Raw genomic sequence first — 25,305 nt, 5'->3', positions numbered from 1 at the left:
TGTTCAAGCACCGGGGCCGCACTTCGTTGAGGGGTGAGGTCAGGCCGGGCGGGTGTAGTGGCTGACGCTCGGGTTGGTGTGGAGCGGCTGGTCCTGGCAGTCCTCGGCCCAGCACTGATGGGTCCAGCAGGTCTTGCGGTCGTCGCCGTGCATGCCGGCGTCCTCCAGCTCGTTGTCACGCTGGATCGCCGCGGCGAGCTTCTTGTTCATGCGAACCCCTTCCGGGGCCGGAACATCCGGCTCCCCGCGACCCCGGCCGTACGACGCCGAAGCACCGGACGGCCGGAGGAGGCAGCCGGCGCGGCTAGAGCCGCGCGGGTGTACCGACTGCGCGGATCACCGGCATGGCCGGTGCGCTTGCGCGTCGGATCGGGGAGACGCGAAGGGCGTTCCCGCCGCGCCGGTCCAGCGAGGTCGGGGCCCAAAGTCTTAAGCGGATCACGATGTCCTCCTACGTCGTCTGAACTGGGATGCAGCACTGCAAGGGGGACCAAGTCCCCACTCTCCGGCCGTTGCTCGCGGTCGCCGGGCCACCTCGCCAGTCGGGCCAAACCGCAGCCCTGTCTCCTGGCCTTCAGCGGGATTGCAGCGTCCCCGCCTTCAGCTGTTCGCCGTTCGATGCAGGCATCCATGCAGGTCAGCGCGAAGTAGGTGCGCCCACTGCATGAGATACATGCTTGAACATGTCTCTCAGATTGGCGGTTTCGAGTGAGGCTGTCAAGCTCCTCGCCTCAGCCGGTCCGCGTTGTGGTGTGACATCAGAGTGCCGCCGAAGCGTGGGACGAAGTCACCACGTCCCTGGACGACTTGGGACGTCCTCGATAGCGTTCTGCGGGGCGGCTGCGTCCCTAGACGTCCCTGGGGGGGGCGGATGGCGAACGAGCGTTTAAGGTCCGCGATGCTGACGCAAGGCGTCGCCGTGGATGCCCTGGCGGAGCACCTTGGTGTCGACCCCAAGACGGTGGAACGCTGGATCACCAAAGGGCGGGCGCCGTACCGGCGCCACCGCCTTGCCATCTCGGCCTTCCTCCGGGAGGACGAGGGCTACCTGTGGCCCGACGGCCTGCCGGACGGGCAGCGTAAGGACGGTGCGGATGCCGAGGTGTTGAAGGTGTACCCGCACCGTTCCTACGTGCCGGCGGACCTATGGCTCCAGTTGTTCGGCCGGGCAGAACAGGAGATCGGTGTGCTGGTGCACGCGGGTGTCTTCCTCGCCGAAAATCCACGCTGGCCACAGCTGCTCAGGTTGAAAGCGGCGGGCGGTGTCCGGGCCCGCATCCTGCTCGGAGATCCGGAAAGTCCAGAGATTCGGCGCCGAGGAGATGAGGAGGAAATCGGCGAAGGCGTGGCCTACAAGGTTCGCGAGGTGATGAAGCTCTATCGCCCCCTGTACTCCGTTTCGGGGATCGAATTCCGTCTTCACCGGTCGACTCTGCACAACTCGCTCTACCGCTCGGACGACGAGTGGTTGGTGAACACGCAGGTGTACGGGGTGAGTGCGCCCCTGACGCCGGTCCTCCACCTGCGTAAGGTCGCAGGTGCTGAGCTGGTCTCCACGTATCAGCAGAGCTTCGAGAAGGTCTGGTCCGAAGCTGTCCCCATTGAAGGGTGAGCATGAGCCGCCGTACGGACTACTACAACGATCCCAGTGCGCCGAAGGCCAACAGCATCGTGCCGGCAGTGACGGCATTCGTCGTCAACGATGCGGGTGATGTTCTGATGGAGCGCCGATCGGACAACGGTCGGTGGGGAATGCCGGGGGGAGTCCAAGAGATCGGGGAAAACATCGCGGGAACGGTCGTCCGTGAGGTTCTGGAGGAAACCGGGATCCATGTTGAGGTGGTCGGCCTGGTAGGTGTCTTCACTGACCCGGGCCACGTCATCGCGTTCGCGGACGGTGAGGTTCGTCAGGAGTTCTCGCTCTGCTTCCGGGCCCGCCCGGTCAGCGGCGAGATCAGGGTGAGTTCGGAGTCCCTGGAAGTGCGGTGGGTTCCGCGCGCGGACGTGGACTCCCTTGACGTGTCGCCCACCACTCGTCGGCGGCTGGAGGAAGGATTCCGCGACTCGCCCGTTCCCCGAATTAGCTGAGCTTGGACCGCTCCGTCTCGAACCTGCGCTGACGCACCCGGGTGACACGGGCTAGCAGCTCCGGCCGAGCCGCGGATACGGCCCGGAACACGACGTGCTCCGGGCCGTATCGGTCGAGAACCTCGGTCAGTCGCTCCGCCGGATCCACGAGCGCGCCCACAGGGCTGCTGGTCAGGTCGCAGTAGGTGATCGCGTCCACCAGCACGGGCTCTGAGGGACCGAACTCCGCCAGCGCCTCGCTCAGCCCCAGCTCGGAGGCCTCCCAGGGGGAAGACGTGTGGAACGCTACGACACTGCACAGCCGAGGGTCGGCACCCACCACGTCGCGCAGATAACGTGCTCCGTCGATCATGTGCTGCCCCGTATTCACGGCCGGCCGGGCGTATCCGACGTCATGCGCGATGGCCGCTGCGGCCAGTAGTTCCGCGTCCTCGCCGAGCGTCGGGGCCAGTGTCAGGGCCTGGGAGTAGACGCGCTGAGAATGAGCCCACCGGTTCGGCAGGCTCTCGGCGAGCAAGGACTCCGCGAGTTCGTGAGCCCACTTGGCCAACTGCATGTGAGTGCCCCCAAGGCGTCGAGGATCAGGACACCGGGCCCACGAACCGCCCGACTCCGTGCTGCGCGTGAATGTGCCCCGCGCCTTCGAGTTCGTGCACTGCGCGACGGACGGTACCCCGCGCGACCCCGTAGGACTCGGAGAGCTCCGCCTCGCTGGGGAGCCGAGCGCCAGCGGGCAGCTCACCCGTCCGAATGCGGTCCAGTAGGTCTGTCATGATCCGCTTGTACGGCGCCACCTGTGACCCGCCGACCTGGCGGCCGACCCCGGCGACCGTGGTCACGTCGCCAGCTTCCTCCAGCGCGCGAAGCGCACGGCGGACAGTCGTGCGGGCAACACCGAACTCCCGCCCGATCTCCGCTTCGGACGGAATGCCGTCGGGGTAGGCCCCCTTGGCGATCCGTGCCCTCAGGACCTCCGAGATTGTCAAGTACGTCCCGCGCGGGCTGGGGTTCGTCACGCGTTCCTCCGTCGTCGTCCGCCGCGTGTGCACATTCGTTGGGCGGTCACCACACGATCCAGCTTCGCACGGCCCTTGCTGGGTAAGAGAAGTTCGATTGTGAGGCGGGCAAAGGAGGGGCCGTGCAGTCGTGGGATCACGACTAGCCGGCCTGCGACTCTCCGAAGTGGATTGAGTACCCCGACGTGGGGTGCACTGCGACCAGCATGGCGTTCTCGGTATTGGCCCCAGAGACCTTGATCTCCTCAGGTGTATCCAGCTCCAGGCCGCACATGCGGCACTTGAAGGAGTCCGGTTCCATCGTGGTGGAGGTGGCCGACTCGTTGCTCGGAGTGAGGGTGATCGACGCGTCTCCCGTGCAAGCCGGGCACGGCACAGAGTTGATCGCGAAGATGATCGACGAGCCGTTCCTTACAGTGAGTGGGCCGATTACCATCTGGCCAGCTTCGGGCGGCGGCGAGTGAAGCGCCTTCTCCTTGACTCCCTCGGGTAGCCCAGCGAATCGATCTTCGAAGCGGTGGCGCGCCTGGCGGACGCGGACCATGACATCGCGCTCAAGCTGACTACGCTTGTTGTCGATGGCCATGCGAGCGGTGTCTGCCCAGCGGCCCCAAAATTGACGAGGGTCTTCGTCTGCTCCAGATATCAGAACCTCCACGGTCTGGGCGAGCACCGGAAGGAGCGACTTGGCCTGAGCCCCGCTCGTGGCGTGGGCTACCCCGTTGCGGATGTCGATCAAGAGATCCAGGTCCTTGCTGGGTAGCAGGGCTTTAAGTGTCCGCAAGCGGGCAACCGCCTCTGTGGCGCCAATAGTGCGCAATTTGTCACACTTTCGGTGGCCCCCGAGATGGAAGAGCATCTCCGCGCTGCCACGCATCTCGACGATGTAGATCGGGTTCAACTTGACCAAGAGCGCTTTGGCGAGCTTTTCGACTGCTACCCCGGCGTGGAGTGCAAATCCGTCGTAGTCGCTGCGTCCATGGTCTTCCATGGCTTTGTGCGCTGCCTTCCGAGCCCCGCTGTAGAAGGCTTCGTATCCGAGAGACTCGTCCATGATGGGACGGTAGCGGTGCCGGCCCGTCGGCTGCCATCAGATTGCTGTGACCCATCTGTGCTCACCGTGAGGTGGCATGCCGGAACTCCGGCCAGAGCTTGAGCGGGGGTTCTGAGGTTTCCCAAGCAAGCTACGACCGGCCACGAGCCGGATGCTCGCGATCCGCGCACCGGTCTCATTTAGGGGCTCGTTTGAGACGGGATCCGTGATTGTGTGTGCATGGCTACTGTGATCTGGGAGGCCTTCTGAACAGGGATCTTGGGTCGACAGGAGACCGCTATGGAAATTGATCTGACAACTTGTAATGCGTAGGTCGTCGGTTCGAATCCGACAGGGGGCCCCGCTCATGCCCGGCTCGGGAGGTTTCCGGGCCGGGCTTTCTTGTGGGTCAGGAGCGGCCCGAGATGCGGTCGGCCAGGCGGGCCAGGGGGGTCGTCGTCGGGCGGTGGGTGGTGGATTCGTGGCGGTCCGCCTCGCGGTACGCCGCGTACAGGGCGTGGACGCCGAGCCAGCGGAAGGGCTCCGGTTCCCAGCGGCGGACGCGGTGGTGGACCCAGGGGAGGGTCGTCAGGTCGGTGGTCCCGCCCAGGACCAGGTCCCGCAGGGTGCGTCCCGCCAGGTTGGCCGTGGCGACGCCCGAGCCGACGTAGCCGCCGGCCCAGCCCAGGCCCGTCACGCCGTCCAGGCTGACCGTCGCGCACCAGTCGCGGGGGACGCCGAGCACGCCCGACCAGGCGTGGGTGATCTCCGTGCCCGTGAGCTGCGGGAAGAAGGAGGTGAGCAGGGCGGTGAGGGCGGCGATGGTGGCCGGCTGGGTGCGGCCGTCGTTGTCCGTGCGGGAGCCGAAGCGGTACGGGACCCCGCGGCCCCCGATCGCGATGCGGTCGTCGGCGGTGCGCTGGGCGTACATGTAGGCGTGGGCCATGTCGCCGAGGACCGCCGCGTCCGACCAGCCCAGGGACTCCCAGACGGACGGGGGGAGGGGGGCCGTCGCGATCATCGAGGAGTTCATGGGGAGCCAGGTGCGCTTGTGGCCCTTGAGGGCGGCGGTGAAGCCCTCGGTGCAACGCAGGACGTACGGGGCGCGGACCGTGCCGTACGGGGTGACGGCCCGGCGGGGGGCGAGTTCAGTGACGGGGGTGGATTCGTGGATGACCACCCCGAGGCGTTCGCAGGCGGCGGCCAGGCCGCGGAGCAGCTTGAGGGGGTGAACGCGGGCCCCGTGCGGGCTCCAGCTGGAGCCGACGGCTTCGGCGATGTCGATGCGGGCGCGCGTGTCGGTGGCGTCGTACAGCTCGCGGTCGCTCTCGCCGAAGCCGATCTCGGCGGCGTGGAAGGCCTTCAGGCGGGTGAGCTGGGCCGGGGTGCGGGCGACTTCCAGGACTCCGCCGCGGTGGACGTCGGCGTCGATCCCCTCGGCGGCGGCCACCTCGATGACCTCGGTGACCGTGTCGTTCATGGCCCGCTGGAGGCGCCGGGCGGCCTCGTGCCCGTGGAGGGCGGCGTAGCGGTCGCGGCCGGCGATGCCGTTGTAGAGCCAGCCGCCGTTGCGGCCGGAGGCCCCGTAGCCGCAGAACTTCTGCTCCAGGACGGTGACCCGCAGGTCGGGGGCGGACCGCTTGAGGTAGTAGGCGGTCCACAGGCCGGTGTAGCCGCCGCCGACGATGACGACGTCGGCCGTGGCGTCGGCGGTGAGGGGGGCGCGGGGTGGCTGGTGGGCGGTGGTGTCCGCCGCGTACCAGAAGGAGATGCCGCCGTTGATCGTCATGGGGGATTTGCTACACGGGCCCTTCGCGGGGTGTCCAGGTGCGTGGTGTCGTGTTTCCGGTGGCGATCCCCGGCCGAATGGTCGATGCGGGGGGCGCGGAGGGCTCCGTAGGGTGCCGGCGGGTAAGGGCGCGGGGGGACTGCGGACCGTAGGGTCGGGGCATGGTGGACGTTCCGGCGGGGCTGGTCGAGGCGCAGCTGCGGTACAACGGCGACGCCGGGCGGGAGTTCATCGCCGGTCTGCCCGCCCGCGCGGCCGAGTTCCTGGAGCGGTGGGAGCTGCGGACGACCGGCCCCGGGATGCACGGGGTGACGGCGCTGGTGCTGCCCGTGGAGCGGGCCGACGGCAGCCCGGCCGCGTTGAAGATGCAGCTCCTGGACGAGGAGAGCGCCGGCGAGCCGGCCGCGCTGCGCGCGTGGGGCGGAGGGGGCAGCGTACGGCTGCTGGAGCACGACGCCGACACGGGCACCCTGCTGCTGGAACGCCTCGACGAGCGGCGGCACTTGTCGGTGCTGGCACGGCGGGACCCGCGGGAGGCCGTACGGGTGTTGGCCGGGCTGTTGGCGCGGCTGACGGCGGTGGCGGCGCCCGCCGGGATGCGGGGGCTGGGGGAGGTCGCCGCGGGGATGCTGGCGCAGGCGCCGGCGGCGCTGGAGCGGCTCGCGGACCCCGGGGACCGGGCGGTGCTGCGGGACTGCGCGGCGGCGGTGGCGGAGGTCGCGGGGGAACCCGGGGACCGGCTGCTGCACTGGGACCTGCACGTGGACAACGTGCTCGGGAGCGTGCGCGAGCCCTGGCTGGCCATCGACCCCAAGCCCCTGGCGGGACACCCGGGGTTCGAGCTGTGGCCGGCGCTCGACGGGGCGGCGGACGCGGCGGAGGCGCGCTGGCGGTTCGACCTGCTCTCGGAGGCGCTGGGGCCGGCCGGGGAGCGGGACCGGGTGCGGGCGTGGACGCTCGGACGGGTGCTCCAGAACGGCCTGTGGGACGTGGAGGACGGCGAGGAGCGGTTGGAGCCGGACCAACGGGCACTGGCGGAGGTCCTGCTGGGGCGGTGAGCCGGCGGACGACCGACCTTAGGGTGGCGTGATGATCCGTACCGCTCAGGTTTCCGACGTCCCCGTCATCCACGCCATGGTCCGCGAGCTCGCGGAGTACGAGAAGGTGCCGCACGAGGCGCGCGCGACGCCCGAGCAGGTGCGCGAGGCCCTCTTCGGGGAGCACCCGGCCGCCTTCGCGCACGTCGCGCTGGACGAGGAGGGCCGGGTCGTCGGCTTCGCGGTGTGGTTCCTCAACTTCTCCACCTGGCGCGGGGTGCACGGGATCTACCTGGAGGACCTGTACGTCCGCCCGGACGCGCGCGGCGGCGGCCACGGCAAGGCGCTGCTGAGGGAGTTGGCGCGGATCTGCGTGGAGCGCGGGTACGCGCGCCTGGAGTGGGCGGTGTTGGACTGGAACGCGCCGTCGATCGCGTTCTACGAGGCCCTGGGCGCGCGGCCGCAGGACGAGTGGTCGGTGTACCGGCTGACGGACGGCGCGCTCGCGGAACTCGGCGGAGCGGGGTAGGCGGGGCGCGGTAGGCGGAGCGGGGTAGGCGGGGCGCGGCGGCGGGGCCGTGCTGGGCGCCGGTCGGGGTCAGGGTTCCAGGACGACCTTGCCGGTGGTGGCGCGGGACTCCAGGTCGCGGTGGGCCGTCGCCGCCTCGGCCAGGGGGTAGCGCCGGACGGCGGGGCGCAGCCGGCCCGCGGCGGCCTCGGCGAGGGCGCGGGTCTCCAGGACGCGCAGGGGGTCGGGGGCGCCGACGGCCCGCAGCATGGCCGGGCCGAGGACGTGGTGGGTGCGCACGCCCCGGGCGGTGAGGGCGTCCTGCTCGGCGTCGGTGAGGTCGAGGGGGCCGCCGGACCAGCCGAAGACGAGGTGGCGGCCGCCGGGGGCGAGGAGCCCGAGGGCGGTGCGGGCGGTGTCCCCGCCGATGGAGTCGAACAGGACGGTGGCCCCGCCGGGGTGGTGGGCGCGTACGGTGTCGGCCCAGTCGGGCGCGGTGTAGTCGAGGGCGAGGTCGGCGCCGTTGGCGGCGGCCAGGGCGGTCTTCGCGGGGCCCCCGGCGAGGGCGATGACGGTGGCGCCGGCGTTCTTCGCGTACTGGACGAGCAGGGTGCCGATGCCGCCGGCGGCGGCCGGGACCAAGGCGGTGGAGTCCGGTCCGAGGTCGGCGAACTGGAGGATCCCGAGGGTGGTGCGGCCGGTGCCGATCATGGCGACGGCCTCGGCGGGGTCGAGCCCCTCGGGGACCGGGTGGAGCCGGGCGGCGTCGGCGACCGCGTACTCGGCATAGCCGCCGGGGGCGAAGCCGAGGTGGACGACGACGGCGCGGCCGAGCCAGGCGGGATCGGTGTCGGGGCCGAGGGCGTCGACGGTGCCGGCGACCTCGCGGCCGGGGATGGTGGGCAGCTCGGGGAGCGGGGCGGGCGGCCCCTGGATCCCCTTGCGGAGGCTGGTGTCGAGGAGGTGGACCCCGGCCGCGGCGACCGCGATGCGGACCTGGCCGGGGCCCGGGAGGGGCGCGGGGGTGGACTCGTAGGAGAGGTTCTCGGCGGGGCCGAAGGCGTGGAGGCGGACAGCGCGCATCTGCGGGGTGCGGGCGGGCGTGGCGGGCGTGGAGGCCGCGGGGGCCGCGGAGGTCTTGGAGGTCCTCGGGGTCGCGGGTGTCTTGGAGGTCCCCGAGGTCCCGGAGGTCGCGGAGGTCTTGGAGGTCTTGGGGGTCCCCGAGGTCGCGGCGGGCGTGGAGGCTGCGGGAGTCTCGGAGGTCGCAGGGGTCCTGGGGGTCTTGGAGGCCCCGGGGGTCCCCGAGGTGGCGGGGGGCGTGGCGGTTGTGGGGGGCGCGGAGGGCGCGGCGGGCGTGGAGGTCATGGGGAGAGGTTCGTGCCTCAAGCGCGCTTGAGGTCAAGGGTCGGCGGAGCCCGCTGTCGGCGGGCTGCGTCACGATGGGGGGATGGCGACGAACGCACGGCAGGGACAGCAGGTTCAGCGGGGGAAGCAGGGGGAGCGGGCGCGGGACGCGGTGAAGGCGGCGCGGCGGGCCGAGGTACGGCTGCCGGAGCTGACCGTGTGGGACGGCGGCGAACTGGAGCCGGACGGGGACTACGACGGTCTGGAGTTCGCCGACCTCGACCTGGTGGGGCAGGACGGCGTAGGGGCCCGCTTCATGGACTGCGCGCTGCGGCGGTGCGCGCTGGACGAGGCGGGGCTGGCGAAGGCGCGGATCCTGGACTCCGTCCTGGAGGGGATCCGGGGCGTCGGGACGGACCTGTCCGGGGCCTCGCTGCGGGACGTGGAGGTGCTGGAGGCCCGCCTCGGCGGCGTGCAGTTGCACGGGGCGGTGCTGGAGCGGGTCCTCGTACGGGGCGGGAAGATCGACTACCTGAACCTGCGCACGGCCCGGCTCAAGGACGTGGTCTTCGAGAGCTGCGTCCTGGTCGAGCCGGACTTCGGGGGCGCCGTATTGGAGCGGGTGGAGTTCCGGGACTGCGTGCTGCGCGGGGCGGACCTGACGGGGGCGCGGTTGAAGGACGTGGACCTGCGGGGCGCGGCGGAACTGGGCATCGCGCGCGGGGTGGAGGCCCTGTCCGGGGCGGTGATCAGCCCGACCCAGCTGTTCGACCTGGCCCCGGCGTTGGCGGCGCAGCTCGGGCTCCGGGTGATCGCGTAGGGCGTGTCCCCGAAGTCCCGTCCGGCGGGCGGTCCCGGTGCCCGGCCGCCCGGGGGCTACGCCGGGACGCGGGGGAAGCGGGACTGGAGGGTCCAGATGACCGGGTTGTCGGCGAGGCCGTCGTGCATGTCGACGAGGTCGGCGATCAGGTCGTGCAGGAAGTCGCGGGCCTCGCGGCGCAGCAGGCGGTGGCTGAAGGTCAGCGGTGCCTCTTCCGGGGCCATCCAGTCGGCCTCGACGTCGACCCAGCCGAAGCGGCGCTCGAAGAGCATGCGGTCGGAGGACTCGGTGAAGTCGAGTTCGGCGTACTGGCGGTTGTTGGACCGGCTGCCGCGGGGGTCCTGGTCGATCTGCTCGACGATGTCGCACAGGGCCCAGGCGAAGTCCAGGACGGGCACCCATCCCCAGGCTGTGGACACTTCCTCGTCCTTGACGGTGTCGGCGAGGTAGACGTCGCCGCAGAACAGGTCGTGCCGCAGGGTCCGGACGTCCGCGGAGCGGTAGTCGGTCTGCGGGGGGTCCGGGAAGCGCCGGGAGAGGGAGTAGCCGATGTCGAGCACGTCACTGATGGTGTCACGGCCGCGGCTCTCCCGGCGCGGGGGTGGTCCCCGGGCGGTACGGGGGGCCGGGCGTCAGCGGACGTTGACGGCCGTCCAGGCGGCGGCGACGCGGGCGACCTCGGGGGAGGACGGGCCGTAGAGGCCGGAGGCGGCCTGGAGGGTGGCGGTGCGGGCGTAGTCGGTGGTGGACCGCATGGCGGTGGTAGAAGTGGCGGGCGGGGCCGGAGGCGGCGCCCGGGGGCGAGGGTGCCGATGTCGCGGGACCAGTAGTCGCGGGAGACGCCGTCAGCGCCGGGGCGGTTCCTGCGGCGGGGCGGGCCGGCGAGGGCGCGCTCGCCGAGGAGGTAGTCGCCGACGTCCTCCTCGTTCTCGGCGAAGAACTCCCCGGCGGTGGCGAGGAGGTCCGCGGTGCCCTCGGCGAGGCCGGCCGGTTCGCCGCTGTGGGCCCCGCGTCGTGGGTTCCGGGGTTCTGCGTGCGGGGGCCGCTCCTCAGGACGGCAGCAGGCGCTGTTCCTTGGCCACCGCGACCGCGCCCGCGCGGGTGTCGACGCCGAGCTTGTCGTAGATGCGGCCCAGGTGGGTCTTGACGGTGGCCTCGCTGATGAACAGCGCGCGGGCGATGTCGCGGTTGCCGAGGCCGCGGGCGAGCTGGCCCAGGATGTCGAGCTCGCGGTCGGTCAGCGTGGGGCGGCTGCCGCGCATGTGGGCCATCACCCGGCTGGCCACCGGCGCGGACAGGGTGGTGCGGCCGGCCGCCGCCGCGTGGATCGCGGCGAAGAGCTCCTCGGGGCGTTCCGCCTTGAGGAGGTAGCCGGTCGCGCCCGCGCCGATGGCCCGGGTGATGTCCGCGTCCGTGTCGTACGTGGTCAGGACCAGGACGTGCGGGGGCGCGGGGGGTGAGGGCAGGGCGGTGATGCGGCGGGTGGCCTCGACCCCGTCGATGCCCTCGCCGAGCTGGAGGTCCATCAGGACCACGTCCGGGCGGAGCTTGGCGGCCAGGGCGACCGCCTCCTCGCCGCTGCCGGCCTCGCCGAGCACCTCGATGTCCGGCTCGCTGCCGAGCAGCGCGAGCAGGCCGGCGCGGACCACCACGTGGTCGTCGCAGAGGAGGATCGTCGTCATCCGGTGGGCTCCAGGGGGATCGAGGCGGAGAGTACGGTGCCCTCGCCCGGGGTGGATTCGATCGTCAGGGTTCCGCCGAGCTGGCGCACCCGGGCGCGGATCGCCGGGAGGCCGTGGCCGCGGTCGGGGGTGGTGGGGGCGCCGGCGTCGGGTTCCGTGAAACCGTCGCCGTCGTCCGCGATGTCCAGGACGACCTGGTCGCCGAGGAAGCTCAGGGTCAGTGCGGCCGTACGGGCCCCCGAGTGCTCCCGGATGTTGGCCAGCGCGCCCTGGGCGATGCGCAGCAGCGCCGACTCGGCGCGGTCCGGCAGCCGGATCGGGGCGCCCTCCAGGTGGAAGCGGACCTCGATGTGCGGGCCCGCGTCCAGCGCGCGCAGGGCCTCGGCGAGGCCGGCGCCGTTCTCCAGCTCGGGCGGGGCCAGGTCGTGGACGAGCCGCCGGGCCTCGGCGAGGCCGCGGGCGGCGATGCCGGTCGCGGTGCGGACGTGCGCGCGGGCGGTGTCCGGGTCGCTGTCCCAGGTGCGGTCGGCGGCCTGCAGCAGCATCTGCTGGCTCGACAGGTGCTGGGCCAGGGTGTCGTGGATCTCCATGGACAGCCGCTGCCGTTCGGCGAGGGTGCCTTCGCGGCGTTCGGTGGCGGCGAGTTCCCGACGGGTGCGGATGAGGTCGTCGATCAGCGTGCGTTGGGCCGCCGCCTGGCGCTCCATGTGGACGAAGACGGCCGTGGCGAGGGCGGCGACGGCGGGCGGGGCCAGCAGGAGGTTCGGGTCGAACTCGGTGGAGAGCTTGAGCTGGGCCGCGACGACGAACACCGTGAGCAGGCCGACGAGGACCACCGCCGCCCGCGGGGGGAGGGTGCGCAGGGCGGTGAAGAACAGCGGCACCGCGCACCAGGCGAAGCTCGGCGCGAGGACGACGAGCACGACCCAGGTGGCCACGACGAGGCCGAGCCAGAGCCTGCGGCGCAGGGTGGGGGCGGCGCCGACGGCGGGGCCGAGGACGTAGAGCAGGGCCAGGGCGATGCCGAGGGCGATCACCCACGGGGTGCGGGGGTCGCCCGGGTGGCGGAGCAGGAAGCGGGCCACGGAGGCGCCGAGGAGGAGGAAGAACGCCGCGTGCATGACGGTGGCCAGGGCGCGGGTGTCGGAGTCGGTCGACGGGTGCGGCCGCGGGGTGTGGCTCACGGCGGGGCTCCTGGGGGTGGTGTGGATCTGTGTCTGCCTCTGCCCTGGCCGGGCGGTGCACGGGACGTCGGGGTACGAACGCCCGCGCGGGACGGGGCTCGCCCCGGCGGGCGGGTACGCGTCGAGCCTATGGCCGGGGCCGCGCGCACGAAGCCCGCCCGCTCCGAGTCGGTCGGGCCCCGGTCGGGGCTCCGGTGAGTCTCGGACGGGGGTGATCCGACCAGGTAAGCGCGCCGGGAGCCCCGCCGCATCGACCGATCGGTTGACCCCCGGGTCAGCCGGTGCGGTGGCCGTTCGGAGCCGGTACGGCGACGGGGCGCGGGGGGTTCGCGGCCCAGGCTTGGAGCAGCAGCCAGACGAGCCGATGACCCCCTTGGAGCAGACATGAAGACCCGCAGCCGCGTTCTCACCGGTGCCGCCCTCGCCCTCGCCCTCGGCGCCGGCACCTTCGGAGCGGTCAGCGCGAACGCGGCGCCCGCCGCCGCCCCGGTCAAGCAGGACAACGACCGGAACTTCACCACCTCGACCCACCTCACCGTCGACGCCGCCACCCGCGCCGCCTCCGCCGCGCTGGAGGCGGCCGAGAAGGAGAACCAGAAGGTGACCGTCGCCGTCGTGGACCGCAACGGCAACACCATCGTCACCCTGCGCGGCGACGGCGCCGGCCCGCAGTCCTACGAGTCGGCCGAGCGCAAGGCCTTCACCGCCGTGTCCTGGAACGCCCCGACCTCGGTGCTCGTCGGCCGCCTCGCCCAGACGCCGAACCTGAAGGACATCCCCGGCACCCTCTTCCTCGCCGGCGGCGCCCCCGTCCAGGCGAAGGGCGCCCCGGTCGCCGGTGTCGGTGTGGCCGGCGCCCCCAGCGGTGACCTGGACGAGAAGTACGCCAAGGCCGGCGTCGACGCCCTCAACAAGTAGTCGGACGGCCCCCTCACGGGGCCCGCTCAGGGGGCGCCGTGCCAGGCCCTGCGACCCCGGCCCTGATCCACCAGGCGCCCTCTAGGATCGGACGCGTGGAACTCCGCGCACTGACCCGCCTCGCCGTCCCCGCCGTCGCCGCCCTCCTCGTCCTCACGTCGGGATGTACGGGCGCCACGGTGCAGGGGCGGCCCGGTGCGTCCGGGCTGCGCGATCCGTACTTCCCCCGCGCGGGCAACGGCGGCTACGACGTCCGGCACTACGACCTGGACCTGGGCTACGACCCCTCCGACGGGCGGCTCGCCGGCACCGCCGTCATCACCGCCCGCGCCGAGCAGGGCCTCAGCTCCTTCAACCTCGACCTCAGCGGCCTCAAGGTGGAGGGCGTCCGGGTCCAGGGCGAGGGCGCCCGCTTCAACCGGAGCGGCAACGAGCTGACGGTCCGCCCCGCCAAGGACCTGAAGAAGGGCGAGGTCTTCCGTACGGAGGTCCGGTACGGCGGGCGCCCGAAGCCCGTCGTCGACCCGGACGGCTCGGAGGAGGGCTGGATCACCTTCTCCGACGGGCCGGACGGGGCCGACGGGGCCGACGGCCGCGACGGGGCCGTCGGCGTCGGCGAACCGGTGGGGTCGATGGGCTGGTTCCCCGGCAACCACCACCCCAGCGACAAGGCCACCTACGACATCACCCTCACCGTCCCGGAGGGCTACGAGGCCGTGTCCAACGGCGAGCTGCGCTCCCGTACGCCGGTGCGGGACGGGCGGACCGCCTTCGCCTGGCACAGCCCGGAGCCGATGGCCGGATACCTGGCGACCGCCGCCGTCGGCAGGTTCGAGGTGACCACCGGCCGGACCCCCTCCGGCGTCGCCGTCTACAACGCGGTGACGCCCGGGGAGGCGGCCGGCAGCCGGGCGATCCTCGCGAAGCTGCCGGAGGTCGTGGAGTGGGGCAGCGGACGGTTCGGCCCCTACCCCTTCACCACGGCCGGATCGATCGTGCTGCCCGCCGAGAGCCTCGGCTACGCGCTGGAGACCCAGACCAAGCCCGTCTACCCCGGCGCGCCCGACGAGGAGCTCCTCGTCCACGAGACGGCCCACCAGTGGTTCGGCAACTCGGTGTCGCCGAAGTCTTGGAAGGACATGTGGCTCAACGAGGGCTTCGCCACCTACGCGGAATGGCTGTGGTGGGAGGACCACGGCGGGGTGAGCGCGCAGCGCCGCTTCGAGGCCTTCCTCGCCGGCGACGCCTCCGTCGACCCGCACGCCAAGGGCCCCTGGGCGGCCTTCCCGCCCGCCTCGCCGCCCGGCCCGGAGGAGATCTCCGACGACCCCGTGTACTACCGGGGCGCGATGGTCCTCCAGCGGATCCGCCAGGAGGTGGGGGACGCGAAGTTCTTCGACCTGCTGCGCGGCTGGGCCACCGACCACCGCCACGGCAACGCGAGCACCGCCGACTTCACCGCGTACGCGCAGCAGCGCACGGGACACGATCTGAAGAAGGTGTGGGACGTGTGGCTGTACGGGGAGGACCGGCCGAAGGCGTAGGCCGTCTGGCCGGCTCTCAGAGGGCCTTGCGCATCACCGTGCAGGGGCGGCCCAGCTCCCGGTCCTTCGCCCGGCGCAGGGCGGTGTAGCCCTGGGCCTCCCAGAAGGCGAGGGCCTTGGTGTTGGCCTCCAGTACGGCCAGGCGCACGCCGGTGCGTCCCGCCGCGCGGAAGCGTTCCTCGACGAGGTCCGCCACGGCGCGGCCGTAGCCCTCGCGGTGGGCGGTGGAGTCGATGAGGAGCAGGCCGATCCACGGATCCGGGTCCCCCGCGTCGGGGTCGGGATGGTGGTCCAGGGTGGCGGCCAGGCCGACGAGGCGGCCGGCGGAGCGGGCGAGTAGCACCTCGGCGCCCTCGTGGGCGAGTTCGTCGGCCAGCGAGGCCGCGACCTGTTCGACGGTGATGCGGGCCGGGTCGGGGAAGTCGCCGCTGATCTCGAAGAACGCGTGGTTCGTCGCGTAGAGCGTGGCGATCTCGGTGAGGACCGGGCCGGGCAGGGCGCCGTCCACGGGGACGAGCGAGTGGAGGATCACCCGTCGAACGGTAGCGAAGCCCCCCGTCCCCATGGACGGTGGGGAGGGGGCTTCACCAGCGGTGTTGCCTCGGGCGCCGGATCAGACGTTGACGCCGAAGTCCTGCGCGATGCCGGTGAGGCCGGAGGCGTACCCCTGGCCGACCGCGCGGAACTTCCACTCGGCGCCGTTGCGGTAGAGCTCGCCGAAGACCATGGCCGTCTCGGTGGCCGCGTCCTCGGAGAGGTCGTAGCGGGCGATCTCGGCGCCGCCGGCCTGGTTCACGACGCGGATGTACGCGTTGCGGACCTGGCCGAAGTTCTGGCTGCGGGTCTCGGCGTCGTAGATCGAGACGGGGAAGACGATCTTGTCCACGTCGGCGGGCAGGCCGGCGAGGTTGACGTTGATGGCCTCGTCGTCGCCGGCGCCCTCGCCGGTGCGGTTGTCACCGGTGTGGACGATGGTGCCGTCCGGGGTCGTCTTGTTGTTGAAGAACACGAAGTGGCCGTCGGAGACGACCTTGCCCGTGGGGTTGACCGCGATGGCGGAGGCGTCCAGGTCGAAGTCGACGCCGGTGGTCGTGCGGGTGTCCCAGCCGAGGCCGACCGTGACGGCGCTGAGGCCGGGGGCCTCCTTCGAAAGCGAGACGTTGCCGCCCTTGGACAGGCTTACTGCCATTTTGACTGGTGTCCCTTCCTCGTCACATGACCGCGATATGGGGTCAAGTTACCGCTGCTCTCCATAACGTCGGGAGGGGGCCCGGAGGTTCCATTCCGTCGTGCGCCCCCGTAAATGGGGGTGACGGAGGCAGGGGCGGGGGCCGATCATAGGGGCATGCCTGGTCCCTATGTCATCCGCGGCGCGGTCGTGCTCCCCGAGGCGGAGCTCGCCTGGCGCTTCTCGCGTTCCTCGGGGCCCGGCGGCCAACACGTCAACACCTCCGACTCCCGCGTCGAACTGCTCTTCGACGTCGCCGCGACCAAGGGTCTGCCGGACGTGTGGAAGGAGCGCGCGCTGGAGCGGCTCGCGGGCCGGCTGGTGGACGGGGTGCTGACCGTACGGGCCTCCGAGCACCGCTCGCAGTACCGCAACCGGGAGATGGCGCTCGTCCGGCTGACCGCGGCGCTGGCCGAGGCGACCGCCCCACCGCCCAAGGCGCGGCGCGCCACGAAGATCCCGCGCGGCATCAACGAGCGGCGCCTGCGGGAGAAGAAGGCCCGCGGCGAGACGAAGCGCGGCCGCAACGCGCGCGACTGGTAGTCACCCCGCGACGGGCGCCCGGTGGTCGCCCCAAGCCCGATGTCGCCCCGTGCCCGGTGGTCGCCCTCTCGGACGCCCTACTGCGCCAGGTGGCGGTAACGCCCCCGGAAGTACGTCAGCGGCGGCGCGTCCGGGTTGGGCTGCGAGGCGGTCAGGACGCGGCCGATCACCAGGGTGTGGTCGCCGGCCTCGACGCGGGACTCCGTACGGCACTCCAGGGTGGCCAGCGCGTGCGACATCAGCAGCGCCCCCGACACCTCGCCCCGTACGACGGGCAGCCCCTCGAAGAGGAGCCGGTCGCTGATCCGGTTCTTCATGGCGAACCGGCCCGCGACCTGGGCCTGGCTGTCCGCGAGGACGGAGACCGCCCACAGCGGCTGGTCCGCCAGCAGGTCGTCCATCCGTGAGCCCTCGCGCACGCTCACGAGGACCAGCGGCGGTTCCAGCGAGACCGACATGAAGGCGGTGGCCGTCATGCCGACGTCCTCGCCGCGCGGTCCGTCGGCGGAAAGGGGGGCCTCGTGCGCGGTGATCAGGCACACGCCCGCCGCCAGCCGGGACATGGCAGCCCGGAACTCGTCGTTGCTCACCCCCTCAGGATGGGGGGTGGTGGTCGGCAGGGGGTGCGGCGGGGCGGTGGTCACGGGTACGGGGGTCGTCTTCGGCACGCCCCGAACGCTAGTCCCGCCGCCGTCCGCCGCACATCGGGCGATGGTCCGAGCCGTGTCCCCGCCCGAGGGCCTAGGCCGGGCGTATCGTTCCGCTCGTTGCGCCCCGTCCGTTTCGCGCACGGCGTTCGCTTCCGTGAAGAAGGGGGAGCGCTCCCACCCAACAGGGGGTGTATACCGCACTGTTGGTCATCTCATGTGACTTGAGTCACAGAGAGCAAGATTTGTTGACCCTGTGTACCTGGCGCACAGCTCACTGTGATTCAGTGGACGGGACACCGCAACGAAACGCCGATGACAAACCTGGAGTTGCTGTCGAGGTCTCGGGGAGAGCGAGCAATGGAGACCGAGTCGGAGCCGTACGTCCGTCTTGCGACCCTGCGGCAGCTGCACCGGGTGGTGGCCGAGCTGAATACGGCCCGCAGCCTGGCGGACACCCTGCAGACGGTCGTCGACGGCATCGTCCGCGGCCTCGGCTACGAACTCGCCTGTGTCAATCTCGTACGCCCTGACGGGGACCTCGTCGTCGCCGCCTTCGCAGGTGACCCCGCCGCCGAGGCGCTGATCACGGGACGCGTCGGCTCACGCCCCTCCTGGGAACGCCGGCTGACCATGGGCGAGGACTGGCACGGACTCCGCTTCATCCCGCACACCGAGGGCTGGGTCCTGCTGGAGGACGACGTCCCGCAGTGGCACACCGAGGGCCCCGATCCGCGCTTCGAGGACGAGTGGCACCCCGAGGACCGGCTCTACGCACCCATGTACGCGACCGCCGGGGAACTGCTGGGTGTCATTTCGGTGGACAGACCGCGCAACGGACGCCGCCCCGGAGCCTGGGGGCGCGAAGCGCTCCAGATGTACGCCTTCCAGGCGGCCATTGCGATCAGCAACGCACGACTGCGCGCCAACATGCAACGGGCCCTCGTCCGCCTGGAGCGCGAGCAGCAGGCCCTGCGGGCCAGTGAAGAGTCGTTCCGCCAGGCCTTCGAGTACGCGCCCAGCGGCATGGCCATCGCCGAGATGGGCGGCGACCAGCACGGCCGCCTGCTGCGCACCAACGACGCGCTGTGCCGGCTCCTGGGGCGACCCGCCTCCGTGCTGCGCCGCTACTCCTTCTCCGACCTGGTCCACCCCGAGGACATCGGCACCCTGCTGCGCACCTCCGCCGAGGGCGGCCGGGCCGAGCTGCGCCTCGGCCGGCGCGACGGGACGTACGTATGGGTCTCGCTGCGCAACTCCGTCGTCGCCGACGCCGCCGACGGGCCGCGCTTCCTGCTGACCCACGTCGAGGACATCGAGGAACGCAAGCGGCACGAGCTCCAGCTCGCCCACCGGGCCAGCCACGACTCCCTCACCGGCCTGCCCAACAGCGCCGAGCTGCGCTCCCGGCTCGGCGCCCGCCTGTGCCGGCGCCCCCAGTCGGTGCGGGCCACCGCCGTGGAGGCACTGGACGCGGCCTACGAGGGGCGCCCCGAAGCGGGCGTCGGGGCGGGTGAGCACGGGTTCCAGCCCGACGGACAGGGCGGGGCCGGCGCCCAGGCCGGTCACCCCGGATACGTCGGCCCCGGCTCCGAGCCCTTCGAGTTCGCCGGGGTCCTCGCGGGCCCGTCCGACGGCTCCTTCGAACACCACGTGCACACCGTGGCGCCCACCACGGACATCGACGACGGGACGAAGGGCCTCGCGGTGCTCTTCTGCGACCTCGACGGCTTCAAATCGATCAACGACCGCTTCGGTCACCACACCGGCGACGCCGTCCTCATCGAGGTGGCCCGACGCCTGACGACGGGCGTCCGCGACGGTGACACCGTCGCTCGGCTGGGTGGTGACGAGTTCGTCGTCCTCGCCGACGGACTGGGCGCCGCCGACGCCGCCGACCTCGCCGTTCGGCTGCGCAACGCGATCATCCCGCCCATCCGCGTGGACGGCCGGGCGGTCCGCGTCGGGGCCAGTTTCGGGATCGGCTGGGCCGGCTGCGGGATGTCGGCGGACGAGGTGCTGCGCTCCGCCGACCAGCGGATGTACATCGAGAAGAGGTCGCGCTCCAAGGCGCACCGGCGAGCCGGATGAGTCGATCGACCGCTCGGGGGCGCACGTGTTCGGGGTAGGCTCCCGTGGGTCGAAAGGAGTGACCTGCGATGACGACGCCCGCGAACAACGGCCCGCACGGTGGGGCGAACCAGCCCGAGGACGATGATCCGTTCGGCTACCTCTACGCGGACGGCCAGGCCGCCGGAGCCGCCCCGCCCACGTCGGGCGGTGGCTACGGCTACCCCGGTCCCGCGGCCGGTGGTCATTCCGGCGCACAGCCCGGTGTCCCCCGCACCTCGCACCACCAGGTGCGTTCGGTCGGCGACCGCCCGTACGGCGGCCAGCGCGGCGGGGTTCCGCCCCAGCAGCAGCAGTCCCCGGCCTACCAGGCGCAGTACCAGGCACCCGAGGCCCTCCAGGCCGGTGGCTACGGCGTCCCGCAGCAGCAGCACCACACCCAGCCGGTGGCTCCCCAGGGCGGCGGCCGGGGCTCGCACGGCAGTGGCGGCCACGGGTCGGGCAACGGCGGCTCCAGCCGCAAGGGGCTGCTGATCGCCGCGATAGCGGTGGTCGGCGCGGTCGTGATCGGCATCGGCGCGGCCCTGGCCTTCGGCAGCGACGGGGACAAGGACGACAAGGCGGGGACGGACGGGCAGACCCAGTCGGCCGCGCCCCCGAACAATCCGGACGCCCCGAAGGCGAGCGGCTCCCCGACGCCCTCCCGCAGCCCGCTGCCCAAGGGCGAGGCGGCCGGTTCCGGCATGGCCCTCACCGGGGGCGCGCTGCTCCAGAACACGGTGCAGGGTTCGAAGAGCTCGGGCGGCCAGTACGTCGGCAACTTCAACACCCCGGGCGCCGCGCTGACCTGGACGGTCGAGGTCCCCGAGTCCGGCGAGTACACGCTGCACGTGAACTACGCGGTGCCGGGCAAGGACGCCAAGGCGACCCTCACGGTCAACGGCCAGAGCCCCACGCAGTCCCTGAACCTCGCGAACTTCTCCAAGGGCGAGGCCGGGGCGTGGGACAAGGGCTGGACCCGGACGTACGCCTGGATCAACCTCAAGAAGGGCTCGAACACGATGAAGATCTCGTGCGAGTCCGGGAACCAGTGCGACGTGATCTTCGACCAGCTCGGTCTGAGTCAGGGGCACACCAACCGCTGAGCCACCGGGGGCGGCGGGCCCCCCGCCGTCACCGGACGGCCGTGACCGTCACCGACCCCCGTACCTCCTCGTAGGTGCGGGGGTCGAACTCTCCCGCCACCGGGGCGCGCACCGTGGCCGCCGAGAGGGCGACCGCCTGGACGAGGCGGGCCGGCCAGTCCAGGCCGTGGGTCAGCGCCGCCAGGATGCCCGCCACCGCGGAGTCGCCCGCACCCGTCGGGTTGCCGCCGAGCGGGCGGGGCGGGGCGGCCTGCCAGGCGCCCTCCGGGGTCGCGGCGAGCAGGCCGGCCGGGCCCAGGGAGGTCACCACCGCGTGGGCGCCCCGGCGGCGGGCGTCGCGGGTGGCCGGGAGCGGATCGCGGGAGCCCGTCAGCTCGGCCAGCTCGGCGGCGTTCGGCTTGATGATGTCCGGGCGGGCGGCGACCCCGCGCCGCAGGGCCTCGCCGCTGGTGTCGAGGAGCACCGGGGCGGCGCCGGCCGCGCGGGCCGCCCGCACGAGGACCGCGTACGCCCCCACCGGCACGCCCGGGGGCAGGCTCCCGCACAGGGCCACGGCCCGGGCTCCGGCGGCCAGTTCGGTGTACCGCTCCAGGAAGGCGGCCCACTCGGCGGCGGAGATCTGCGGGCCGGGCTCGTTGAACTGCGTGGTGTCGCCGGTGGCTTCGTCGACCACGGCCAGGGTGCGGCGGGTGGTGCCCGCGCAGGGGACCAGGGCGTCGGTCACCCCCGGCGCGTCGGCGAGCAGCTCGCGGACGAGCGCTCCGGCGGGTCCGCCCGCGAAGCCCGTCGCCGTCACCTCGTGGCCGAGGGCGGCGAGCACCCGGGCCACGTTGAGGCCCTTGCCGCCGGGGCGTTCGGTGACGCCGGTGACCCGGTGCGAGGTGTGCGGACGCAGGCGCGGCACCCGGTGGGTGACGTCGAGCGCGGTGTTGAGCGTGACGGTGAGGATCATGGCCGTTCCCGGTCTCGGTGTGTGCCGGGATCATGCCAAACGGAAGGCGGCCGGCCCAGTCCCGCGGGCCGACCGCTTGGCGCGATTCACTCCCCACCGGCACGAAGGGCCGTCAGGAAACCGCTCAGAGCTGTGGTCTGACGACCCATTCGCCGCGCCGCATGACGCCCTTGACGTCGAACGCGGCGTCGAGGACCACGAGGTCGGCGTACTTGCCGGGCTCCAGCGAGCCCACCCGGTCGTAGTGGCCGATCAGCTTGGCCGGGTTGGCCGAGATGGCCTGCACCACGGATTCCACGGGCAGCCGGTCCACGGTGACCGACCGCTTGAAGGCCGTGTCCAGGGTGAGGGTCGAACCGGCGATCGAGCCGCCCTCCACGAGGCGGGCGACGCCGTCCTCGACGCGCACCTCCAGCGGGCCGAGGTGGTAGGTCCCGTCGCCGAAGCCGGCCGCGTCCATCGCGTCGGTGATCAGCGCGACCCGGTGGGCGCCCGCGTGGTGGAAGGCCAGCTCCAGCATGGCCGGGTGCAGGTGGGTGCCGTCGTTGATCAGCTCGACGGTGACCCGCTCGTCCTCCAGCAGCGCGGCGATCGGCCCCGGGGCGCGGTGTTCCAGGCCGGGCATCGCGTTGTAGAGGTGCGTGGCGACGGTGGCGCCCGCGTCGATGGCCTGGCGCGTCTGCTCGTACGTGGAGTCCGTGTGCCCGATCGCGGCGATCACCCCGTGCTCGGCCAGCAGCCGTACGGAGTCCAGTCCGCCCGGCAGCTCGGTGGCCAGGGTGAACATCCGGGCCGCGCCGTGCGAGGCGTCGACGAGCTTGCGGACCTCGGCCGGGTCGGGGTCGCGCAGCAGGTCTTCCTTGTGGGCGCCCTTGCGGCAGGGGTTGATGAAGGGCCCCTCGAAGTGGATGCCCGCGATCTCGCCCTGCTGGGTCAGCTCGGCGAGCAGCCCGGCGCGCCGGGCCAGCTCGTCCAGCTCGCCGGTGACGGTGGAGGCGACGAGGGTGGTCGTGCCGTGCTCGCGGTGGGTGCGGACGCCCTTGAGGACCTCCTCGGCGGTGCCGGAGGTGAAGGAGGCGCCGCCGCCGCCGTGGTTGTGGATGTCCACGAAGCCGGGGACGATCCAGTGCCCCGAGAGGTCGACGACCGCCGCGCCCTCGTGGGCGGCGCCCACGATCCGGTCGCCCTCGACGATGACCCGCCCGTTGGCGACGGTCCCCGTGGGCAGCACCACCCTGGCGCCGGAAAGAACGGTGCTGTGTGCGCTTCCGGACATCAGGCAGGTACCTCCGTGGCGAGTAGGTCCCAGGCGAGCAGCCCTGCGCCCAGGCATCCGGCCGTGTCCCCGAGGGCCGCCGGAACGATCTCGGGCAGTCGCTGGAACGTCACGCGCTCCTCCACGGCCGTCCGAAGTGGTGTGAACAACGTTTCCCCCGCCTCGGCGAGCCCGCCACCGATGATCAGCGTGCGGGGGTCCAGGAGGGTGATGGCGGTCACGAGGCCGTCGGCGAGCGCGCCGATGGCGGCCAGCCACACCTCACGGGCGCGTGCGTCGCCCGACTCGACGGCCTTGGCGCAGTCCGCGGCGTCGGCGTCGGGATCGCCGGAGGCGGCGGCCCAGGCGCGGGAGACGGCGGAGGCGGAGGCCAGGGTCTCCAGGCAGCCGCGCTGTCCGCAGCCGCAGGCGGGTCCGCCCGGGCGGACCACGATGTGGCCGATCTCGCCCGCGTACCCGTGGGCCCCGGCCTCGATCCGGCCGGCGATGCCGATGGCGCCGGCGATGCCGGTGCCCAGGGGCACGAAGAGGAAGCGCTCCGCGCCCCGACCCGCGCCGATGCGACCCTCGGCGAGCCCGCCCGTGCGGACGTCGTGGCCGAGGGCGACGGGGATCCCGTCGAGACGTCTGCCGAGCAGCTCGCGCATCGGTACGTCGCGCCAGCCGAGGTTGGCGGCGTAGACGGCGATGCCTCGCTCGGCGTCGACGATGCCGGGGACGGCGACGCCGGCGGCGGAGGCGGACGTGCCGAAGCGCTCGCGGCCCAGCGCGAACAACTCGGCGGCGAAGTCCAGGATCGTCTCGACGACGGCTTCGGCGCCCCGCTCGCGGCCGGTGGCGCGGCGCGCCTCGTGCAGCAGGGTGCCGTCCCGGGCGATGAGGGCGGCCTTCATCCCGGTGCCGCCCACATCGAGGGCGATGACGTGTTTCACGGGTTTCACAGGAGACAGTCTCGCGTGCTCGGGAGGCAAAGGTCTAGTCCATTGGGGGGGATTGTTGAGTGGCCATACAAATTAGGGACCTTGGTCCGGATACGGTCCGGACACAGTCCGGACGAGTGCCCGCACAGGGGTGTGGAGGTGTCGCCAAAGTGGTGTAGACCTTACGTGCAATCGTACGTACGACAAGGGGTGGAACGAGAACTGTGAACGGCCGTTACCTGAGGTCGGCCGCGGCCGGCGCCGCACTGTGCCTGACCGCCGTCACCCTGGCGGGTTGTGGAACCGTTCCCGGCCTCGGCGGGAACAACGAGGTGACCCTCCGGGTCGTGGCGGCCGACTACGGCGACAATCCGCAGAACTCCTCGGCGGCCTACTGGAAGGGCCTCGCGGCCTCCTTCGAGGAGGCCAATCCGAAGGTCCACGTCGAGGTCAGCGTCTACTCCTGGTCGGAGGTGGACGCCAAGGTCGCCGAGATGGTCAAGGCCGGCAAGGCCCCCGACATCGCCCAGATCGGCGCCTACGCCGACTACGCGGCGGCCGGGAAGCTCTACACCACCGACGAGCTGCTCTCCGTGAAGACCGAGGCCGACTTCCTCGGCCCGCTCGCCGACGCGGGCAAGGTCAAGCGCGTCCAGTACGGCATGCCCTTCGTGGCCAGCACGCGCCTGCTCTTCTACAACCAGAAGCTGCTCGCCGACGCCGGGGTCATATCGAAGGACGCCAACGCGGCCTGGCAGCCCAAGAGCTGGGCGGAGCTGGAAGCGGCCGCCAAGAAGCTGAAGACGGCGGGCGTCCCCACCCCCCTCGCGCTGCCGCTGGGCCGCGAGGAGGCACAGGCCGAGTCCATGCTGTGGATGCTCTCGGGCGGTGGTGGCTACACCGACAACGAGGAGGTCTACACGATCGACTCCGAGGAGAACGTCAAGACCTTCGAGTTCCTCCGCGACAAGATGGTCGGCCAGGGCCTCACCGGCCCCGTCGAGCCCGCCAAGCTGGACCGTCAGGCCGCCTTCGACGCCTTCACGCGCGGCGAGGTCGGCATGCTCAACGGCCACCCGACGCTGCTCAAGCAGGCCGCCGGCAAGGGCCTCAAGTTCGGCATGGTGGCGATGCCGACCATCGACGGCACCGAGCACTCCACGATGGGCGTCGCGGACTGGGTCATGGCATTCAAGAACGGGCACCGGGCGGAGTCCGGGAAGTTCCTGGACCACCTGTACGCGGAGAAGAACGTGACCGCCTTCACCGGCAAGTACGACCTCCTCCCGGTCACCACCAGCGGCTTCCGCGCGATGGAGGCCTCCAGCGGCGGCTCGGCGACCCAGCTGAAGACCTTCCTGGCGGCCCTGCCGACGGCGCGGCTGTACCCGGTCGGCAAGAAGTCCTGGGCCGGGGTCAGCGAGGACGTGAAGAAGAACATCGGGCAGGTCGTCCAGCCCGGCGGGCAGCCGGCGAAGGTCCTGAACGACATCGCGACGAGCGCCGCCAAGCACGACGGCGACCGCTGACGACGCCTACCGCCGATGACGGTGGCCGTCGA

27 protein-coding genes are annotated in these 25,305 nt (G+C 72.1%); 11 read left to right on the top strand and 16 right to left on the bottom strand.

Features of this window, described 5'->3' with window-relative positions; all coding sequences use genetic code 11:
• Window positions 1-39: 39 nt before the first annotated feature.
• A complete protein-coding gene (locus tag ACIOD1_RS05565; RefSeq protein WP_401900272.1) occupies window positions 40-210 on the bottom strand; it encodes a hypothetical protein in 171 nt (56 codons plus the stop codon).
• A gap of 661 nt (window positions 211-871) precedes the next feature.
• Here ACIOD1_RS05565 and ACIOD1_RS05560 point away from each other — a divergent pair.
• The gene (locus ACIOD1_RS05560; protein ID WP_401900271.1) at window positions 872-1,612 is read left to right on the top strand and encodes an XRE family transcriptional regulator; all 741 of its coding nucleotides are present in this window, start codon (window positions 872-874) and stop codon (window positions 1,610-1,612) included.
• 2 nt (window positions 1,613-1,614) lie between these two features.
• Window positions 1,615-2,088, top strand: a complete 474-nt coding sequence (locus tag ACIOD1_RS05555) for an NUDIX domain-containing protein (RefSeq protein WP_401900269.1) — start codon at window positions 1,615-1,617, stop codon at window positions 2,086-2,088.
• Here the strand turns inward: ACIOD1_RS05555 and ACIOD1_RS05550 are convergent.
• From ACIOD1_RS05550 to ACIOD1_RS05535, 4 genes are all read right to left on the bottom strand, one after another.
• On the bottom strand, window positions 2,081-2,644 hold the full coding sequence (locus ACIOD1_RS05550; protein ID WP_401900266.1) for an HD domain-containing protein: 564 nt from the start codon (window positions 2,642-2,644) through the stop codon (window positions 2,081-2,083). The two genes, ACIOD1_RS05555 and ACIOD1_RS05550, sit on opposite strands and share 8 nt — an antisense overlap.
• Window positions 2,645-2,669: 25 nt before the next feature.
• Complete coding sequence (locus ACIOD1_RS05545; RefSeq protein ID WP_401900265.1) at window positions 2,670-3,104, bottom strand: GntR family transcriptional regulator; 435 nt, start codon at window positions 3,102-3,104, stop codon at window positions 2,670-2,672.
• Window positions 3,105-3,246: 142 nt separating this feature from the next.
• On the bottom strand, window positions 3,247-4,158 hold the full coding sequence (locus ACIOD1_RS05540; protein WP_401900264.1) for a hypothetical protein: 912 nt from the start codon (window positions 4,156-4,158) through the stop codon (window positions 3,247-3,249).
• Window positions 4,159-4,546: 388 nt separating this feature from the next.
• A complete protein-coding gene (locus ACIOD1_RS05535; protein WP_401900263.1) occupies window positions 4,547-5,926 on the bottom strand; it encodes an NAD(P)/FAD-dependent oxidoreductase in 1,380 nt (459 codons plus the stop codon).
• A 161-nt stretch (window positions 5,927-6,087) separates the two neighbouring features.
• Here ACIOD1_RS05535 and ACIOD1_RS05530 point away from each other — a divergent pair, with 161 nt between their 5' ends.
• A complete protein-coding gene (locus ACIOD1_RS05530) occupies window positions 6,088-6,984 on the top strand; it encodes an aminoglycoside phosphotransferase family protein (protein ID WP_365620487.1) in 897 nt (298 codons plus the stop codon).
• A 31-nt stretch (window positions 6,985-7,015) separates the two neighbouring features.
• Window positions 7,016-7,492: a GNAT family N-acetyltransferase gene (locus ACIOD1_RS05525; protein WP_365620484.1), complete on the top strand. Its 477-nt coding sequence runs from the start codon at window positions 7,016-7,018 to the stop codon at window positions 7,490-7,492.
• A 69-nt stretch (window positions 7,493-7,561) separates the two neighbouring features.
• Here ACIOD1_RS05525 and ACIOD1_RS05520 read toward each other — a convergent pair whose 3' ends face one another.
• Window positions 7,562-8,554, bottom strand: a complete 993-nt coding sequence (locus tag ACIOD1_RS05520) for a zinc-binding dehydrogenase (RefSeq protein ID WP_401900494.1) — start codon at window positions 8,552-8,554, stop codon at window positions 7,562-7,564.
• Window positions 8,555-8,987: 433 nt separating this feature from the next.
• On the opposite strand from ACIOD1_RS05520, the gene ACIOD1_RS05515 reads away from it, so the two are divergent.
• A complete protein-coding gene (locus ACIOD1_RS05515) occupies window positions 8,988-9,635 on the top strand; it encodes a pentapeptide repeat-containing protein (protein ID WP_401900492.1) in 648 nt (215 codons plus the stop codon).
• Between the two features lie 56 nt (window positions 9,636-9,691).
• Here the strand turns inward: ACIOD1_RS05515 and ACIOD1_RS05510 are convergent, their stop codons facing one another.
• The 4 genes from ACIOD1_RS05510 to ACIOD1_RS05495 all read right to left on the bottom strand — a co-directional run bounded on the left by ACIOD1_RS05510 (window position 9,692) and on the right by ACIOD1_RS05495 (window position 12,438).
• Window positions 9,692-10,195: a hypothetical protein gene (locus ACIOD1_RS05510; protein WP_365620476.1), complete on the bottom strand. Its 504-nt coding sequence runs from the start codon at window positions 10,193-10,195 to the stop codon at window positions 9,692-9,694.
• Between the two features lie 72 nt (window positions 10,196-10,267).
• Window positions 10,268-10,390 carry a M4 family metallopeptidase gene (locus ACIOD1_RS05505; RefSeq protein ID WP_365620473.1) on the bottom strand — a complete coding sequence of 41 codons (123 nt, stop codon included), beginning with the start codon at window positions 10,388-10,390 and terminating at the stop codon, window positions 10,268-10,270.
• Window positions 10,391-10,684: 294 nt separating this feature from the next.
• Entirely contained in the window at window positions 10,685-11,317 is a 633-nt protein-coding gene (locus ACIOD1_RS05500) for a response regulator transcription factor (protein ID WP_365620470.1), read from the bottom strand.
• Window positions 11,314-12,438 carry a sensor histidine kinase gene (locus ACIOD1_RS05495; RefSeq protein ID WP_365620725.1) on the bottom strand — a complete coding sequence of 375 codons (1,125 nt, stop codon included), beginning with the start codon at window positions 12,436-12,438 and terminating at the stop codon, window positions 11,314-11,316. The genes ACIOD1_RS05500 and ACIOD1_RS05495 overlap by 4 nt, the downstream gene beginning before the upstream one ends.
• A gap of 447 nt (window positions 12,439-12,885) precedes the next feature.
• Here ACIOD1_RS05495 and ACIOD1_RS05490 point away from each other — a divergent pair, with 447 nt between their 5' ends.
• The gene (locus ACIOD1_RS05490) at window positions 12,886-13,419 is read left to right on the top strand and encodes a heme-binding protein (RefSeq protein ID WP_365620467.1); all 534 of its coding nucleotides are present in this window, start codon (window positions 12,886-12,888) and stop codon (window positions 13,417-13,419) included.
• Between the two features lie 95 nt (window positions 13,420-13,514).
• Window positions 13,515-14,963: a M1 family metallopeptidase gene (locus ACIOD1_RS05485; RefSeq protein WP_401900257.1), complete on the top strand. Its 1,449-nt coding sequence runs from the start codon at window positions 13,515-13,517 to the stop codon at window positions 14,961-14,963.
• Window positions 14,964-14,979: 16 nt separating this feature from the next.
• Here ACIOD1_RS05485 and ACIOD1_RS05480 read toward each other — a convergent pair whose 3' ends face one another.
• Together ACIOD1_RS05480 and ACIOD1_RS05475 are read right to left on the bottom strand one after the other, a co-directional pair.
• On the bottom strand, window positions 14,980-15,495 hold the full coding sequence (locus ACIOD1_RS05480) for a GNAT family N-acetyltransferase (RefSeq protein WP_365620461.1): 516 nt from the start codon (window positions 15,493-15,495) through the stop codon (window positions 14,980-14,982).
• A gap of 81 nt (window positions 15,496-15,576) precedes the next feature.
• Entirely contained in the window at window positions 15,577-16,152 is a 576-nt protein-coding gene (locus tag ACIOD1_RS05475) for a TerD family protein (protein WP_365620458.1), read from the bottom strand.
• Between the two features lie 156 nt (window positions 16,153-16,308).
• Between ACIOD1_RS05475 and arfB the strand changes: the two genes are divergently transcribed.
• A complete protein-coding gene (gene arfB, locus ACIOD1_RS05470) occupies window positions 16,309-16,734 on the top strand; it encodes an alternative ribosome rescue aminoacyl-tRNA hydrolase ArfB (protein ID WP_365620455.1) in 426 nt (141 codons plus the stop codon).
• A 77-nt stretch (window positions 16,735-16,811) separates the two neighbouring features.
• On the opposite strand, the gene ACIOD1_RS05465 is transcribed toward arfB, so the two are convergent.
• A complete protein-coding gene (locus ACIOD1_RS05465) occupies window positions 16,812-17,402 on the bottom strand; it encodes a flavin reductase family protein (RefSeq protein WP_365620452.1) in 591 nt (196 codons plus the stop codon).
• Window positions 17,403-17,741: 339 nt separating this feature from the next.
• On the opposite strand from ACIOD1_RS05465, the gene cdgB reads away from it, so the two are divergent.
• Together cdgB and ACIOD1_RS05455 are read left to right on the top strand one after the other, a co-directional pair.
• On the top strand, window positions 17,742-19,472 hold the full coding sequence (gene cdgB, locus ACIOD1_RS05460; RefSeq protein ID WP_365620449.1) for a diguanylate cyclase CdgB: 1,731 nt from the start codon (window positions 17,742-17,744) through the stop codon (window positions 19,470-19,472).
• Window positions 19,473-19,540: 68 nt separating this feature from the next.
• Window positions 19,541-20,596, top strand: coding sequence for a CBM35 domain-containing protein (locus ACIOD1_RS05455; RefSeq protein WP_365620446.1), 1,056 nt, complete (start codon window positions 19,541-19,543; stop codon window positions 20,594-20,596).
• 28 nt (window positions 20,597-20,624) lie between these two features.
• Here ACIOD1_RS05455 and ACIOD1_RS05450 read toward each other — a convergent pair whose 3' ends face one another.
• From ACIOD1_RS05450 to ACIOD1_RS05440, 3 genes are all read right to left on the bottom strand, one after another.
• Window positions 20,625-21,548 (bottom strand): 1-phosphofructokinase family hexose kinase, encoded by a 924-nt coding sequence (locus ACIOD1_RS05450; RefSeq protein ID WP_401900252.1) that lies wholly within the window; start codon window positions 21,546-21,548, stop codon window positions 20,625-20,627.
• Window positions 21,549-21,672: 124 nt separating this feature from the next.
• Window positions 21,673-22,824, bottom strand: a complete 1,152-nt coding sequence (nagA, locus tag ACIOD1_RS05445; protein ID WP_365620441.1) for an N-acetylglucosamine-6-phosphate deacetylase — start codon at window positions 22,822-22,824, stop codon at window positions 21,673-21,675.
• A complete protein-coding gene (locus ACIOD1_RS05440; RefSeq protein WP_365620723.1) occupies window positions 22,824-23,756 on the bottom strand; it encodes an ROK family protein in 933 nt (310 codons plus the stop codon). Before ACIOD1_RS05440 ends, nagA begins: the two co-directional genes overlap by 1 nt.
• Before the next feature lie 212 nt (window positions 23,757-23,968).
• On the opposite strand from ACIOD1_RS05440, the gene ACIOD1_RS05435 reads away from it, so the two are divergent.
• Window positions 23,969-25,273, top strand: a complete 1,305-nt coding sequence (locus ACIOD1_RS05435) for an extracellular solute-binding protein (RefSeq protein WP_365620438.1) — start codon at window positions 23,969-23,971, stop codon at window positions 25,271-25,273.
• Window positions 25,274-25,305: the final 32 nt, after the last annotated feature.

It is taken from the genome of Streptomyces sp. NPDC088097 (assembly GCF_044741845.1).
In the GTDB taxonomy this organism is placed as follows: domain Bacteria; phylum Actinomycetota; class Actinomycetes; order Streptomycetales; family Streptomycetaceae; genus Streptomyces.
The sequence above is the reverse complement of the archived record's forward strand: the minus strand, read 5'-3'. Positions and strand labels throughout refer to the sequence as shown.

Excerpts from the sequence above, each read along its gene's own strand:
- ACIOD1_RS05565 (WP_401900272.1), bottom strand. The coding sequence starts at position 210 with ATGAACAAGAAGCTCGCCGCGGCGATCCAGCGTGACAACGAGCTGGAG.
- ACIOD1_RS05560 (WP_401900271.1), top strand. The coding sequence starts at position 872 with ATGGCGAACGAGCGTTTAAGGTCCGCGATGCTGACGCAAGGCGTCGCC.
- ACIOD1_RS05555 (WP_401900269.1), top strand. The coding sequence starts at position 1,615 with ATGAGCCGCCGTACGGACTACTACAACGATCCCAGTGCGCCGAAGGCC.
- ACIOD1_RS05550 (WP_401900266.1), bottom strand. The coding sequence starts at position 2,644 with ATGCAGTTGGCCAAGTGGGCTCACGAACTCGCGGAGTCCTTGCTCGCC.
- ACIOD1_RS05540 (WP_401900264.1), bottom strand. The coding sequence starts at position 4,158 with ATGGACGAGTCTCTCGGATACGAAGCCTTCTACAGCGGGGCTCGGAAG.
- ACIOD1_RS05535 (WP_401900263.1), bottom strand. The coding sequence starts at position 5,926 with ATGACGATCAACGGCGGCATCTCCTTCTGGTACGCGGCGGACACCACC.
- ACIOD1_RS05530 (WP_365620487.1), top strand. The coding sequence starts at position 6,088 with ATGGTGGACGTTCCGGCGGGGCTGGTCGAGGCGCAGCTGCGGTACAAC.
- ACIOD1_RS05525 (WP_365620484.1), top strand. The coding sequence starts at position 7,016 with ATGATCCGTACCGCTCAGGTTTCCGACGTCCCCGTCATCCACGCCATG.
- ACIOD1_RS05520 (WP_401900494.1), bottom strand. The coding sequence starts at position 8,554 with ATGCGCGCTGTCCGCCTCCACGCCTTCGGCCCCGCCGAGAACCTCTCC.
- ACIOD1_RS05505 (WP_365620473.1), bottom strand. The coding sequence starts at position 10,390 with ATGCGGTCCACCACCGACTACGCCCGCACCGCCACCCTCCAGGCCGCC.
- ACIOD1_RS05500 (WP_365620470.1), bottom strand. The coding sequence starts at position 11,317 with ATGACGACGATCCTCCTCTGCGACGACCACGTGGTGGTCCGCGCCGGC.
- ACIOD1_RS05495 (WP_365620725.1), bottom strand. The coding sequence starts at position 12,438 with ATGCACGCGGCGTTCTTCCTCCTCCTCGGCGCCTCCGTGGCCCGCTTC.
- ACIOD1_RS05490 (WP_365620467.1), top strand. The coding sequence starts at position 12,886 with ATGAAGACCCGCAGCCGCGTTCTCACCGGTGCCGCCCTCGCCCTCGCC.
- ACIOD1_RS05475 (WP_365620458.1), bottom strand. The coding sequence starts at position 16,152 with ATGGCAGTAAGCCTGTCCAAGGGCGGCAACGTCTCGCTTTCGAAGGAG.
- arfB (WP_365620455.1), top strand. The coding sequence starts at position 16,309 with ATGCCTGGTCCCTATGTCATCCGCGGCGCGGTCGTGCTCCCCGAGGCG.
- cdgB (WP_365620449.1), top strand. The coding sequence starts at position 17,742 with ATGGAGACCGAGTCGGAGCCGTACGTCCGTCTTGCGACCCTGCGGCAG.
- ACIOD1_RS05455 (WP_365620446.1), top strand. The coding sequence starts at position 19,541 with ATGACGACGCCCGCGAACAACGGCCCGCACGGTGGGGCGAACCAGCCC.
- ACIOD1_RS05450 (WP_401900252.1), bottom strand. The coding sequence starts at position 21,548 with ATGATCCTCACCGTCACGCTCAACACCGCGCTCGACGTCACCCACCGG.
- nagA (WP_365620441.1), bottom strand. The coding sequence starts at position 22,824 with ATGTCCGGAAGCGCACACAGCACCGTTCTTTCCGGCGCCAGGGTGGTG.